We start from the raw sequence: 13,462 nt of genomic DNA on the forward strand, positions 1-13,462 counted from the left end.
TGGCGTGGCCGGCGCTCACACGGGGGTGAGCGCGTGGGCGAGCTTCTTCAGCAGCGATCGCTGCGGTCGCTGCGGAGCCTGCTCCCGAGCCTCCGCCATGCGCGCGCCGATGGCCTGGAGCTCCTTGCGGCCCACGGACCGGCGCACCTCGGGGAACCAGGCGCCCTCCTCGACCTCCATGTGCCGCTCCACGGCTTCCATCAGCACCTTTGCCTTGGCGTCGAAGGCCTCGTCGGCCGGGTCCATGCCCTCCAGCTCGCACGCCAGGACGTCCGCGACGTGGTGCTCCTCGTGGAACTCCAGCACGGTGTTGCCGGTCTGCGGGACCAGCTGGCGCACACGGGGGTACATGACCTCGTCCTCGATGTGCGTGTGGACGCTGAGCAGGTGCAGGAGCTCGTCGACCGCCTCGGCCTTTGCGGCCGGGTCGGCGGCCGTGTGGCGGGTCCCGGCGGCGTCGCGCTGCCCGTCGGCCCTGCCGCTCTCCGCCGCCCGGTAGGCGCGGATGAGCTTGCGGATCTGCTTGTGGTCGTCCCTCAACATCACGATGGCGTCGGTGGACATGGCTCGCTCCTGCTGCCCTCGATCGGCCTGGTACTGGTCGTACCGGTCCTGCTGTCGTGCGGCTGCCCGCCGGGGCGCCGGACATGCATGCGCCGCGCACGTGTCCCGCGCGGGGAACCGGGAAGGCGCGGGTGACCGGTTCCGTCCCGGCGAAAGGAGCAAGGGCGATGGGAGCACCTGTAGAGCGCGCCGACCGGGCCGACCGGATCGCACACCCCTGGGGCAGCCGCACGCCCTACCGGCGCGGCGCCCCCTGGCCCGCCCGTACGGACGGGCACCTCGCCCCCGGCACCCTGCCCGGGGACGTCGACGCGTGGGTGCCCTCCGCGTCCCTGCTGCACTCCAACGGCGACGCCATGGACATCGCCGTGCGCGACGGCCGCATCGTGGGGGTCCGCGGCCGCACCGGCGACCGGGTCAACCGCGGCCGCCTCGGTCCCAAGGACCTCTTCGGCTGGCAGGCCAACCATTCCGAGGACCGGCTGCGCACACCGCTGATCCGCCGGGACGGCCGCCTGCAGGAGTGCTCCTGGGACACCGCCCTCGACGCCGTCGCCGACCGCACCGAGTCCCTGCTGGAGGAGGACGGCCCGGGCTCGATCGGCTTCTACACCAGCGGGCAGCTCTTCCTCGAGGAGTACTACACGCTCGCCGTGCTGGCCCGGGCCGGCATCGGCACCCACCACCTCGACGGCAACACCCGCCTGTGCACGGCCACCGCCGCCGAGGCGCTCAAGGAGACCTTCGGCTGCGACGGCCAGCCCGGCTCGTACACGGACGTCGACCACGCCGACACGCTCGCCCTCTTCGGGCACAACATGGCCGAGACCCAGCCCGTGCTGTGGATGCGGGTGCTCGACCGGCTGGCCGGACCCGATCCGCCGCGCCTGCTCTGCGTCGACCCCCGGCCCACGCCCGTGGCCCGGGCCGCCGACGTGCACCTGGCCCCCCGTACGGGCACCAACCTGGCGCTGCTCAACGCCCTGCTGCACGAGATCCTCCGCCACGGCCGGATCGACCGCGCCTACCTGGAGGCCCACACCGTCGGCTTCGACCGGCTGGAGCAGCAGGTGGCGGACTGCACACCGCAGTGGGCGGCCGGGATCTGCGACGTGCCCGCCGCCGCGATCGCAGAGGCCGCCGAACTCCTCGGCGGCGCCGACCGGCTGCTGTCCACCGTGCTCCAGGGCGTCTACCAGTCCCACCAGGCCACCGCGGCCGCCGTCCAGGTCAACAACCTGCACCTGGTGCGCGGCATGCTGGGCCGCCCCGGCTGCGGCGTCCTGCAGATGAACGGCCAGCCCACCGCCCAGAACACCCGCGAGACCGGCGCCGACGGCGACCTGCCGGGCTTCCGCAACTGGCAGAACGACGCGCACGTCCAGGAGCTGGCGCGGATCTGGAACGTCACCCCCGAGACCATCCCGCACTACGGGCCGCCCACCCACGCCATGCAGATCTTCCGCTACGCGGAGCAGGGCTCGGTCAAGATGCTGTGGATCAGCGGCACCAACCCGGCGGTCTCGCTGCCCGACCTCGGCCGCATCCGCTCCATCCTCGGGCAGGAGGGCCTCTTCACCGTGGTGCAGGACCTGTTCGCGACCGAGACGGCGCAGTACGCGGACGTGGTGCTGCCCGCCGCCACGTGGGGCGAGAAGACCGGCACGTTCACCAACGCCGACCGCACCGTCCACCTGTCCGAGAAGGCGGTGGAGCCGCCCGGCCTCGCCCGCGCCGATCTGGACATCTTCCTCGACTACGCCCGCCGCATGGACTTCCGCGACCGCGACGGCGGACCGCTCGTCACCTGGGGGACCGCGCAGGAGGCCTTCGAGGCCTGGCAGCGGTGCAGTGCCGGACGCCCCTGCGACTACACCGGCATCACGTACGAGCGGCTGCGCGGCTCCGGAGGCATCCAGTGGCCCTGTACCGAGGCAGCGCCCGAGGGCACCGAGCGGCTGTACACCGACGGCATCAGCTGGGCCGCCCCCGACGACTGCGAGACGTACGGCAAGGACCTGCTGACCGGCGCGGCGGTCGAGGAGGAGGAGTACCGGGCGCTCAACCCCGAGGGGAAGGCGGTCATCAAGGCCGCCGCCTACGTGCCGCCGCACGAGGAGCCGGACGGCGAGTTCCCGCTGCAGCTCACCACGGGCCGTACCCTCTACCACTTCCACACCCGGACCAAGACCGGCCGGGTGCCGCAGCTCAACGCGGCGGCGCCGGAGGTGTGGGCGGAGCTCAGCCCCGCCGAGGCCGCCGCGCACGGCCTGCACGAGGGCGACCTGATCGAGGTGGCCACCGCGCGCGGCGGGGTCCTGGCCCGGCTGCGGATCACCGCGATCCGCGACGGGCTGGTCTTCCTGCCGTTCCACTACGGCTACTGGGACACGCCTCGGGGCCGCGGTCCCGGCGAGGGGCGCGCCGGCCGGGCCGCCAACGAGACCACCGTCACCGACTGGGACCCGGTCTCCAAGCAGCCCCTCTTCAAGACCGCCGCCGCACGGGTCGCCCTCGTCGAGCGCGGCGACGGCACCCCGGCTCCGGCACCCACCACCACGGCCTCGGCGCCCGCCGACCCGGACGGGATCCCGGCCACCACCGGCGGGCCCGAGGCCCGCGCGACCGAGGAGCCGTCATGAACGCGATCGCGCTCACCCTGGGGGAGCTCCACCGCGGCGAGGAGAATCTCGAGCGGGCGCTGCGGGCCGCGGCGGAACGCCACGGCTCCGAGGTGGAGGTCCACCACGTGGCTCTCGACCTCGCCCGCTGGTCCCGGGAGCACAGCGACCGGCTCGCCGCCCTCGGCCCGCAGTACGGCACGGACGGTGACGGCACGACCGGCACGACCGGCCCGACCGCGGGGGAGGCGGGTGCCGGTGTCGCCGGGGGCGGCTCCGACCCCCCGGACCTGCCGGACGGGCTGGTGCTGCTGCGCGACCTGGGCCGCCTGCACCTCGCAGCCGTATGGAACTCGCTGCACTGGGAGATGCTCGCCCAGGCGGCGCAGGCCACCCGCGACCAACGCCTCCTCGAGGCGTGCACGGCCTGCCACCCGCAGACGATCCGGCAGATGAAGTGGGCCAACACCATGATCAAGAACCTGTCCCCGCAGGTGCTGAGCAGCCTCTGACCCCAAGAGCCCGGCACTGCACGCGACACCACGGGCCGTGTCGTGTGCAGTGCCGGTTGCCGGTTGCCTACGCCTGCGGCTGCGGAGCCCCGGCGCCCTGCGGCTGCGGACGGCCCCCGGGGCCGCCCGGACCGCCGCCCGGACCGCCCGGGCCGCCCGGGCCGCCCTGGGGGACGAAGTCCTTGGCGCGGATCAGGGCGAAGGCCAGGACGCCGCCGACCAGCGCGATGATGCCGCTGGCGTACAGCAGGTCGTTCAGGGACGTCGCGAAGCCGGTGTGGATGGCGTGCTCCACCTGGCCGCGCAGCTCCGCCGGAGCGGAGGCGATCGCCTGGTCCGGGGCGCCCATGCGGATGGAGTCCGCGATCGTGTCGGTCTGCCCCTGGAGGGAGGGGATGGCCGAGAGCCGCTCGCGCAGGGATTCGTGCAGGGAGGCCGTGAAGATCGAGCCGTACAGGGCGATGCCGACGGCGATGCCCACCTGGCGGAAGGTCTGGTTCACGCCGGAGGCCATGCCGGCCCGCCACACGGGGACCACACCGATGGCGGTCGAGGCCAGCGGCGGGTTGACCATGCCGGCGCCGATGCCCGTGACGATGAAGCCCGGGATGAGGTGGGTCCAGTCCGAATCGGCGGAGACGCCCGTCATCAGCAGCAGGCCGACGCCCACCACGACGAGACCCGGGCCGATCAGCCACCGGGTCGGGATCCGGCTCATCACCCGGCCGGCCACCATGGCGGCGACGAGCGTGGCCCCGGAGCTGACCAGGAGGCGGGCGCCGGTGCCCATTGCGCTGTAGCCGAGGTCGTTCTGGAGGTACAGCACGAGGTAGATGAACATCGCGAACAGCGAGGCGTTCATCGCGAACGCCGCGATGGAGCCGCCGAGGAAGGTCGGGGTCCGCAGCAGCGACAGGTCGAACATCGGCTCGGACACCCGCGATTCGACCACCACGAAGGCGATCAGGAACACCGCGGCCAGCGCGAAGCAGATCAGCACGCCCCGCTCGTCCCATGCCGTGTCGCTCGCCCGGATCAGGGCGTACACGAGGCTGAACAGGCCCGCCGTGAGGGGCACGATGCCCAGCCAGTCGACCTTGGAGGCGCGCGGCGGACGGGACTCGTCCACCAGGCGCAGCGTGATGACGAGCGCGGCGATGCCGATCGGCAGGTTCACCAGGAAGATGCCGCGCCAGCTGATCCCGCTGGTGATCACGCCGCCCAGCACCGGGCCGAGCGCGGTCGCGACACCCGCGACGGCGCCCCAGATGCCGAAGGCCGCGCCCCGCTCCCTGCCCTGGAAGGCGCCGGCGAGCAGCGCGAGGGAGGTGGCGAAGAGGATGGCGCCGCCGACGCCCTGCACCGCGCGCGACAGGATCAGCGTCAGCTGGTCCTGGGCGACGCCGCACAGCAGCGATCCGGCCGTGAAGACCGTCAGGCCGATGACGAACAGGCGCCGCCGGCCGTACAGGTCGGCCAGGGAGCCGGAGGTGAGCAGGAGGGCCGCCAGAGTTAACGCGTACGCGTCCGTTGTCCATTGCAGACCGCTGAAGCTCGCGTCCAGCGAGTGCTGGATGTCCGGCAGTGCGACCGCGACGATCGTGACGTCGAGCAGCAGCATGAACGTCGCAGCACACACCACCAGCAGCGTCCACCATTGGCGTTTCATCGTTCGGAGCCCTCCTCGGCTCGTAACTCTCTTGTCCGCACCCATAGGTGAATGGGCGTCAGAAGTGCTAGCATGCTAGCATGCGTGCAGAAGTGAAACAGTTCAACGTCTACTTGCCGGTGGAGCTCATCCGGCAGATCAAGCACCATGCCATCGAGAACGAGCAGTCGCTCTCGGCCCTGGTCGCCGAGGCGTTGCGCACGTACCTCGACGCATCCGAACAGGAACCTCCGAAGGGAAAGCAGGCATGACCACCGAAGGCATCGAAGGCGTCTACCTCGAGACCCACAACTGGGGAAAGGCGGCCAAGTTCTTCCAGACGCTGGGGTACAACGTCGAGTTCTCGACTCCCGAAGGCTCGGGAATGCTCCGCAACGGTGACGGGCCCTACCTCCTGCTCGCCGAAATCCCCGAGGACCAGAAGCCCGAGGTCCAGGTGGTGCTCAAGGTCGCGGACGCCGGCGAGTTCCTCGCCGACCCGTCCGTCGAGGTGGTCACGCCGTTCGAGGAAACCCACTACGGAACGCAGGAGATGAAGGTGCGCGACCCCGACGGGCGGGTCTGGAGCCTGCAGGCGCCGATCAAGAAGTAAGCAGGAGGCAGCTGCCCTCATGTCCCCATGGTCCGCCCCTTCGTCGCACCGGCCGACGAGGGGGCGGACTTTCTGTCAACTCGCGGTTGGGGAAGCGGTCGTGAACCTGACACAGGGGCGCCGGCGTTCTTTGACCGGTTCCCGACCCCCTCCCCATGATTCGGTCCGTCGGCCACATCACGGGAGATTTGCATGTCCGAGCAGAAGAACGGCACAGGATTACTGGTCATCGGCACCGGGGTGGTCGCCGCGTCCATCGCTTACCACGCCGCGGAGGCGGGTGTCGACGTCGTCCGGCTGGAACGGGAAGGGTCCGCAGGGACCGCGACACAGACTGCCGGCGCATTTCGTACGTATTTTCCCGGCCAGGTCCACGACTCCGAGCTGGTGGCGCGCAGCCTGGCCGACTTCCGTGCCTTCGGCAGCACCCTGGGCGCCGATCTCGGGCTCACACAGACCGGAATGCTCGTCGTGGCCGCCACGGCCGAGCAGGCCGCCGAGCTGGAGGCGGAGCTGCCCGCCCAGCGCGACGCCGGGGTGGAGCTGGAGCTGCTGACCGCCGCACAGGTCGCCGCGCGCAACCCCTGGCTGGATCCGGCGGGCATCGAGGCGGGTATCTGGTGTCCGCAGATGATGCACCTCAGGGCGGACGAGGTCCTGCGCGGCTATACCGAGGGCGCGCGGAAGCACGGCGTGCGCACGGTCACCGGGGCCCGCGTGACGGCACTGGACGCCGCGTCCGGCCGTGTCGCCACCACCGCGGGCGAGTTCACCGCCGAGGCGGTCGTCATCGCGGACGCGCAGGGCAGCGGCGACATCGCCGAGCTGACCGGGCTGAAGCTTCCGCTGCGCGACCAGTTCGCCGAACTGTTCCGTACCGACCCGGTCGGCGACGACGGCGGCGACGTCACGGCGCCGTTCACCTTCCACCCCGCGGCCGGCCTGAAGACGATGGCCATGGGCCCCTCGTTCCTGGTGGGGCTCGAACGCTTCGGCGACGATCCCGGCCTGCGGGCGGTCTGGCACGAGGAGGCCGCCGATGAAGTGGCGCAGCGCTACCCGCGCCTGCGCGACGTGACACTGCACAGCGCCTGGACCGGGACCCTGGAGGTCACCCCCTCCAAGACGGCGCTCATCGGCCGGGCGGACGGTCCGAACGAACGGATCCTCTTCGCCACCGGGTTCAGCGGCCACGAGCTCGGCCAGGCGCCCGCCGCCGGCCGGATCGTCCGCGACCTCCACCTCGGCCGCCATCCCGGCGTCGACCTCACGCCGTTCTCGCTCGCACACAACGGGGCCTGACGACCGGCCTTTATTCGCCCTTCTTTCCATTCGTCCACACCCCTTGAATTCCGGTGTCCGCCGCGCGGGCACCGGAATTTTGCATTCCTGGAGTGTCTCGCGCGCCGGAAAATGACAAACAATTTCCGAGATGACAGAAAACCCGGTCCGATCGGCCGACCGAAAGTCGCCGTTCTTATATTCGATTTGCGACGGCATCCTGCCCGTTGGTGGTATCCAACTCCCCGCTCTCGTCAGCGACAGGGCCGATTAGAAGGAGCTAGGAGCACAATGCGACAAATTGAGATCGCCTGGGAGCCGATCGGCGCCAAGGTTCGTATCACTCTCGACGAGGGACGCAACTCGGATCTGGTCGAGCCGCTGTGGGCATCACTGCCGTACCGGACCCTTCAGGGCCACGCGCTCGTGGCGGGCGACTGCATGTACCACGTCCCGCCGGCGCACGATCTGCTGCACGCGGTGCCGGACTACAAGGTGGACCGCAAGATCCAGCCCAACGGCACGGTGTTCCTCTCCGCCGTGCAGCACCTGACGATCAAGTACGGCGAGCTGACCGAGCCGATGCCGACCTCGCCGATCGGCCGCGTCGTCCCCGAGGACGTGGACTCGCTGCCGAAGATCGGCCAGATGATCTGGGAGTCGGTGTACGGCAACGGCGAGCCGGTGATCGCCCACGTCCGGCGGGTCGACGGGCCGGCCGGCCACGGCGTACGGCGGGTCGACGTCGGCTCCGACAAGCTGCGCGACCTGATCGAGCGGATCGCCGCGGAGACCGAGCGGGTGCTGGTCGACCCGACCGACGAGCTGCTCGACATCCACGAGGGCAAGTCCCGCGGCACCTCCGGGGCCGGGACGAAGAACTCGGTCCTGACGACGCTGGTCGCCGTGAACGGCGAGACCCGGCCGCTGGGCTACGTGAACTACACCGCCCTGGTGCGGGCCGGCCGCAACATCGACATGCCGCTGTCCTCGCTGATCGAGCTGGCCCGGATCCTCCTCGTCAAGCCGACCGAATTCCTCGGCTACTGCGGAATGAACACCCTTTGGGACATCACCAGGGAAGTCGTCGCCGCATTCGACGTCATCACCACGCGCGAGGATTTCGTCGCGCTGATGGCGCAGATGGCGACGTACGTCAATGCCCTCGGTGCCTGGAACCTCCAGCTGTTCCCGTGGGACATCGAAGGAGACAACTGGACCTACCGTCCGACCATCACGAGGGGCGCGCATGTCTGAGCAGAAGAACACGGCGGAAATGCTGGTCATCGGCGGAGGGGTGATCGGCACCTCCATCGCCTACCACGCTGCCAAGGCGGGCGTCGACGTCGTCCTCGTGGAGAAGAACCAGTTCGGTTCCCGGACCACCTCCCAGACCGCCCGCGCCTTCCGTACCTATTTCCCCCGCAAGCCCCACGACTCCGAGCTGGCCACGCGCAGCCTCGCGGAATTCCGGCAGTTCGCCGCGGACACGGGCGTCGACGTCGGGCTGCAGGACCTGGGGCTGCTGACGATCCTCACCAGCCCGCAGCAGGCGGCCGAGCTGGAGGCCGACCTCGCGGACCACCGCGAGGCCGGAGCCGCCGTGGAGATGATCACGGCCGCGCGGGCCGTCGAGCTCAACCCCTGGCTGGACCCCGACACGATCGAGGCCGCGGTCTGGAACCCGGCGACGTACCGCATCAAGCCGGAGGCGATCGTCCGCGGGTACGCCGAGGCCGCGGAGCGGCACGGCGCGCGCCTGTACTCCCAGGTCTCCGTGACCGGCATCGACGCCGACAGCGGCGTGGTCACCACCACGGCGGGCGACTTCACCGCGGAGTCCATCGTCATCGCGGCCGGCCCGTTCAGCGGCGACGTCGCCAAGCTGGCCGGCCTGGACCTGCCGGTATGGGGGCAGTTCGCCGAGCTGCTGCACTCCGACCCGGTCCGCACCGACCGCGACATCCACAACCTGCCGTTCACCTTCCACCCGGTGTCCGGGCTGAAGACGATGGGCATGGGCAAGGCGGTCCTCGTCGGCCTGGAGCGCATCTCGAAGCAGGACGGCCTGCGGGACATCTGGTACCAGGCCGCCGTCGACGAGCTGCCGAAGTGGTACCCCCAGCTCGAAGGGCTCACGCTGCACAGCGCCTGGACCGGCACCCTGGACGTCACGCCCACGAAGTCGGCCATCATCGGCAAGGGCAGCGGCAAGCACGAGCGCATCCTCTTCGCCGCCGGATTCACCGGTCACGGCCTGGCCCAGGCGCCCCTCGCCGGCCAGATCGTCCGGGACCTCCACCTCGGCAAGTCGCCGGGCGTCGACCTCACCCCGTACTCCCTGGCCACCAACCTGGCCCGGCTCGAGGCCTTCTGACCCGGCCTTCCGACCCGGTCCTGCTCGCGGCGGGCGGAGCCCCCACCGCCCCGCCCGCCGCATTCCTGAGAGGAGTAGACCATTGTCGCCGGTACACACGCTGACCGCCCCGTGGCAGGGCGAGGCGCCGACCCCGCTCAACCCCGACACCGCCTTCAACGGATTCGTCTGCGCGCACGTCCTGCACGCACTGGAGCGCCTCGGGCTGCTGCGCAGACTGGAGGACGAAGGCTCCTTGGAGGTGCCCTCGTTCTGCCGTGAACACCACCTGGACCACGCCGTCGTCCACGCCCTGGTCCGCGCCGCGGAATCCTTCGGATACCTGGCCGTGAGCGGAGACCGCGTCCGCGCGACCCGCACCGGGGAGGAGGTCCGCCAGGCGATCGGCTTCTTCACCTGGGGCGTCGGCGGCTACCACGACGTCTTCGCGAACGCCGCCGCCGTCGCCCGCGGGGAGCGCCGGTTCGGCGCGGACCTCCACCGCGACGAGGGCATGGTGGCGCTCGGCTCGGCCCAGGCGGACTCCGCGCTCATGCGGCACCTCCTGGACCAGGAGATCTCCCGGCTCGACTTCACCACCCTCGTCGACCTCGGGGCCGGCGTCAGCGAGCGGGTCTCCCGCCTGGTGAAGGCGCGCCCCGGAAGCCGTGGCATCGGCATCGACATCAGCAAGTCCGCCACCGAGCTCGGGGCCGAGACCGTCGAGCGGTACGGCCTGCGCGGCACCGTCGAGCCGGTGTGCGCGGACGTGCTCGACATCCTGTTCAACGACCACCGCGTCGAGGGCGCCGACGAGGCCGACGTCGTCATGAGCTTCATGTTCCTGCACGACCTCCTCGTCGACCCCGAGCGCCGCGACCAGGTGATCCCCCGGCTGCGCGAGGCCTTCCCCAAGGCCAACACGTTCCTGCTGGGCGACACCACCGTCAGGCCGAGGAGCGGCGAGGACACCCTGCCGATCTTCTCCAGCGGCTTCGAACTGGCCCACGCCCTCATGGGCGTGCCCATCTACACCCGCGAGGCCTACGAGGAGCTCTTCGCCAAGGGCGGCATGCACCTGCGCAGCGCGGTTCCCTTCGGCGCCCCGCACACCTACCTCTTCGTGCTGGAGGCGGCGTGAGCGGGACGACCACCGCGGAGATCGTCTCCGCGCTGCCCATCCCGCTCTCGGTGGCGGGGCACCACCAGCCGGCGCCCTTCTACCTCACGGCGGAGATGTTCGGCGGCATGCCGGTGCAGATCGCGGGCGGCGAGCTCAGCACGCTCGTCGACAAGCCGGTCGCCGCGCCCCACACCCACGAGGTCGACGAGATCTACTTCCTGATCTCGCCGGAGCCCGGGCAGGCCCGTATCGAGGTCCACCTGGACGGGGTCCTCCACGAGCTGACCTCGCCCGCCGTGATGCGCATCCCGGCCGGTAGCGAGCACTTCTTCCTCACCAAGGAAGCGGTGGTGGGCAGTTACTGCTTCGGCGTCCTGCTGGGATCCCGGCTGTGACCGCACCCGTACGGCCGCAGCCGAAGGTCTACAACACCAGCTTCCCGGACGCCGACACGATGGTGCGACTGCACCTGAGCGAGAGCCCGTACGGCGCCAGCCCCGCGGCAGTGGCGGCGGCGACGACGGCGCTGGAACGGGTGCACCGCTACCCGGCGCCGCAGCGGGAGACCCTCGTGGCGGCGCTCGCCGCGCACTGGGGCGTCGGCGAGGACCAGATCGCGGTGGCCAACGGCAGCGACGAGCTGGTGCTGGCCACCGCACTGAGCCTCGGGGACCTCGCACGCCCCGGCCTGGTCAGCGAGGGCACCTTCCCCGGCTATCCGGAGGTCCTCGAACGCATCGGCCGCGGGTCGGTCGCACGGCCGCTGCGCGACGGCGCCGTCGACGTCGCGGACTTCGCGGACAGGCTCCCGGAACACGGCATCGGATACGTGTGCAACCCGCACAACCCGTCCGGGACCGCACTGGCCCGGGAGGACTTCGCGCGGCTGGTCGCCGCGGCGGACGCCGGCGGGGTACCGCTGGTGTTCGACGAGGCGTACCAGGAGTTCGGCGACCCGGGCCTGCCCCAGACGAGGGACTTCCTCGACCGGGGCGCGCCGGTCCTCGCGCTGCGCACGTTCTCCAAGGCGTACGGGCTGGCCGCGCTGCGCATCGGGTACGCCGTCGGCCGGGCCGATCTGATCGCGGAGGTCCGCCGCACGCTGAACGTCCTGCCCTTCAGCGTCAACCGCGTCGCCCAGGCCGGAGCCCTGGCCGCACTTGCCGACCAGGGGTTCCTGCGCCAGATCCGGGAGAGCACCGCGCAGCGGCGGCACTGGTTCCACGCCGAACTGGAGCGGCGCGGATACCGGTACGTGCCCTCGGAGACCAACTTCGTCGCGGTCCGGGTCGAGGACTCGGCCACTGCGCAGGACCTCCTCGCCAAGGAGCACGGCATCCTCGTGCGGGACACCGGCATGTTCGGTTTCCCCGGCCACCTGCGCGTCTCGCTCGGCACGGAGCGGGAGCTGCAGCGCTTCCTCGACGCACTCGACAGGCTCACCGCCGCCCGGCCGTCGAGTCCCCGCAGTCCCTGAATTCCCCGAGGTTACCGGGGTCACCGAACAACACGGAGGTCAAAGAATGGTCCAACCGATTCCCGACGGATACGCCGAGCTGACGGCCTACCTGGCCGTGGACGGGGCGAGCGAGGCGATCGCCTTCTACACCGAGGCGTTCGGGGCCGAGGAGCTCGCCCGGTCCACCGCACCCAACGGCAAGATCATGCACGCGCAGATACGGATCGGCAGCACGATCGTGATGCTCTCCGACGAGCTGCGGGAGGCCGGCCTGCTCGGCCCCCACGCCGTCGGCGGCACCCCGGTCACCCTGTACCTGTTCGTCGAGGACGTCGACGCCGTCTTCGCCCGCGCCCTGAAGGCCGGGGCCACGCAGCAGCGCGAGGTCCAGGACCACTTCTTCGGCGACCGCACGGGCCAGGTGCTCGACCCGTTCGGCCACCGCTGGACGATCGCCACCCACATCGAGGACGTCCACCCGGACGACTTCGAGCGGCGCGCCGCCGAGCACATGCGCAAAGCGGTCGGCGCCTGAGGCGGACGCCCGCCGACGCGGACGCCCCGCCCTCCCGCCCGGGGGTGCGGGGCGCCCGTGCTGGGCGTCCGGCGTCAGGGCCGCAGCGGCGCCGGCCCCGGGCTCGGGACCGCGAGCGCGGTGAAGACCAGCCCGCCCCCGGTCAGCCAGCGGCCCGTCAGGGGATCCGGCACGCCCCGGGCGGCAGTCGGATCCGCCGGACGGGTCAGCAGCCGGGCCGTGAAGGTGCCGGCCGGATCGAGGCGCAGCTCGGCCTGCGTGAACTCCAGCTGCTCACCGAAGCGCGGGTACCACGCCTTGTACACGGCCTCCTTCGCGCTGAACAGCAGCCGGTCCCAGTGCGTGCCCGGCGGCGCCGAGCGGATCCAGCTCCGCTCGGCGGGCCGGGCGATGGCGTCGAGCACTCCCGCGGGGAGCGGCTCGTGCGGTTCCACGTCGATGCCGAGCATCGCGAGCTCGCTCGCGCGGGCGAGCGCGGCGGCCCGGTACCCCTCGCAGTGGGTGAGGCTGCCGACCACGGCGGATGGCCAGCGCGGCGCGCCGTGCCGGTCGGGCAGCACGGGGCCGTGGGGCAGCCCCAGCCGGCCCAGCGCCCGGCGGGCGCAGTGCCGGACCGTGGTGAACTCCCTGCGCCGCTTGTCCACGGCGTGCCGGACCACCGCGGCCTCCTCCGGATACAGCTGTGCCTCCGGCGGGTCCCAGCGGCAGGCCACGACGGCGACCGCCGCGGGCAGCAGCCGACTCAGCATT

General features: G+C 71.4%; 14 protein-coding genes. 11 read left to right on the forward strand and 3 right to left on the reverse strand.

Features of this window, described 5'->3' with window-relative positions:
- Positions 1–15 precede the first annotated feature (15 nt).
- Positions 16–564 (reverse strand): hemerythrin domain-containing protein, encoded by a 549-nt coding sequence (locus AB0F11_RS26270; RefSeq protein WP_362178399.1) that lies wholly within the window; start codon positions 562–564, stop codon positions 16–18.
- Between the two features lie 167 nt (positions 565–731).
- On the opposite strand from AB0F11_RS26270, the gene AB0F11_RS26275 reads away from it, so the two are divergent.
- Together AB0F11_RS26275 and AB0F11_RS26280 are read left to right on the forward strand one after the other, a co-directional pair.
- The gene (locus AB0F11_RS26275) at positions 732–3,206 is read left to right on the forward strand and encodes a molybdopterin-dependent oxidoreductase (RefSeq protein ID WP_362178402.1); all 2,475 of its coding nucleotides are present in this window, start codon (positions 732–734) and stop codon (positions 3,204–3,206) included.
- Positions 3,203–3,697: a hypothetical protein gene (locus AB0F11_RS26280; protein WP_362178404.1), complete on the forward strand. Its 495-nt coding sequence runs from the start codon at positions 3,203–3,205 to the stop codon at positions 3,695–3,697. The genes AB0F11_RS26275 and AB0F11_RS26280 overlap by 4 nt, the downstream gene beginning before the upstream one ends.
- Before the next feature lie 67 nt (positions 3,698–3,764).
- On the opposite strand, the gene AB0F11_RS26285 is transcribed toward AB0F11_RS26280, so the two are convergent.
- On the reverse strand, positions 3,765–5,366 hold the full coding sequence (locus tag AB0F11_RS26285; RefSeq protein WP_362178406.1) for an MFS transporter: 1,602 nt from the start codon (positions 5,364–5,366) through the stop codon (positions 3,765–3,767).
- Between the two features lie 80 nt (positions 5,367–5,446).
- Between AB0F11_RS26285 and AB0F11_RS26290 the strand changes: the two genes are divergently transcribed.
- The 9 genes from AB0F11_RS26290 to AB0F11_RS26330 all read left to right on the forward strand — a co-directional run bounded on the left by AB0F11_RS26290 (position 5,447) and on the right by AB0F11_RS26330 (position 12,712).
- Positions 5,447–5,617 (forward strand): ribbon-helix-helix domain-containing protein, encoded by a 171-nt coding sequence (locus tag AB0F11_RS26290; protein ID WP_361907015.1) that lies wholly within the window; start codon positions 5,447–5,449, stop codon positions 5,615–5,617.
- On the forward strand, positions 5,614–5,958 hold the full coding sequence (locus AB0F11_RS26295; protein ID WP_362178409.1) for a VOC family protein: 345 nt from the start codon (positions 5,614–5,616) through the stop codon (positions 5,956–5,958). The genes AB0F11_RS26290 and AB0F11_RS26295 overlap by 4 nt, the downstream gene beginning before the upstream one ends.
- 192 nt (positions 5,959–6,150) lie before the next feature.
- Positions 6,151–7,260, forward strand: a complete 1,110-nt coding sequence (locus AB0F11_RS26300; protein WP_362178411.1) for an FAD-binding oxidoreductase — start codon at positions 6,151–6,153, stop codon at positions 7,258–7,260.
- A 270-nt stretch (positions 7,261–7,530) separates the two neighbouring features.
- On the forward strand, positions 7,531–8,496 hold the full coding sequence (locus tag AB0F11_RS26305; protein WP_362178414.1) for a hypothetical protein: 966 nt from the start codon (positions 7,531–7,533) through the stop codon (positions 8,494–8,496).
- Positions 8,399–9,616 (forward strand): FAD-binding oxidoreductase, encoded by a 1,218-nt coding sequence (locus tag AB0F11_RS26310; protein WP_362178417.1) that lies wholly within the window; start codon positions 8,399–8,401, stop codon positions 9,614–9,616. Before AB0F11_RS26305 ends, AB0F11_RS26310 begins: the two co-directional genes overlap by 98 nt.
- An 82-nt stretch (positions 9,617–9,698) precedes the next feature.
- Positions 9,699–10,736 (forward strand): class I SAM-dependent methyltransferase, encoded by a 1,038-nt coding sequence (locus tag AB0F11_RS26315; RefSeq protein ID WP_362178419.1) that lies wholly within the window; start codon positions 9,699–9,701, stop codon positions 10,734–10,736.
- Positions 10,733–11,113: a cupin domain-containing protein gene (locus AB0F11_RS26320; protein WP_362178422.1), complete on the forward strand. Its 381-nt coding sequence runs from the start codon at positions 10,733–10,735 to the stop codon at positions 11,111–11,113. Before AB0F11_RS26315 ends, AB0F11_RS26320 begins: the two co-directional genes overlap by 4 nt.
- Complete coding sequence (locus AB0F11_RS26325; protein WP_362178424.1) at positions 11,110–12,195, forward strand: histidinol-phosphate transaminase; 1,086 nt, start codon at positions 11,110–11,112, stop codon at positions 12,193–12,195. Before AB0F11_RS26320 ends, AB0F11_RS26325 begins: the two co-directional genes overlap by 4 nt.
- A gap of 46 nt (positions 12,196–12,241) precedes the next feature.
- Positions 12,242–12,712 carry a VOC family protein gene (locus AB0F11_RS26330; RefSeq protein WP_362178427.1) on the forward strand — a complete coding sequence of 157 codons (471 nt, stop codon included), beginning with the start codon at positions 12,242–12,244 and terminating at the stop codon, positions 12,710–12,712.
- Between the two features lie 74 nt (positions 12,713–12,786).
- Here AB0F11_RS26330 and AB0F11_RS26335 read toward each other — a convergent pair whose 3' ends face one another.
- A complete protein-coding gene (locus tag AB0F11_RS26335; protein ID WP_362178430.1) occupies positions 12,787–13,461 on the reverse strand; it encodes a 4'-phosphopantetheinyl transferase superfamily protein in 675 nt (224 codons plus the stop codon).
- Between the last annotated feature and the right edge of the window lies 1 nt (position 13,462).

This window comes from Streptomyces sp. NPDC032472 (assembly GCF_040636955.1).
Taxonomy (GTDB): Bacteria; Actinomycetota; Actinomycetes; order Streptomycetales; family Streptomycetaceae; genus Streptomyces.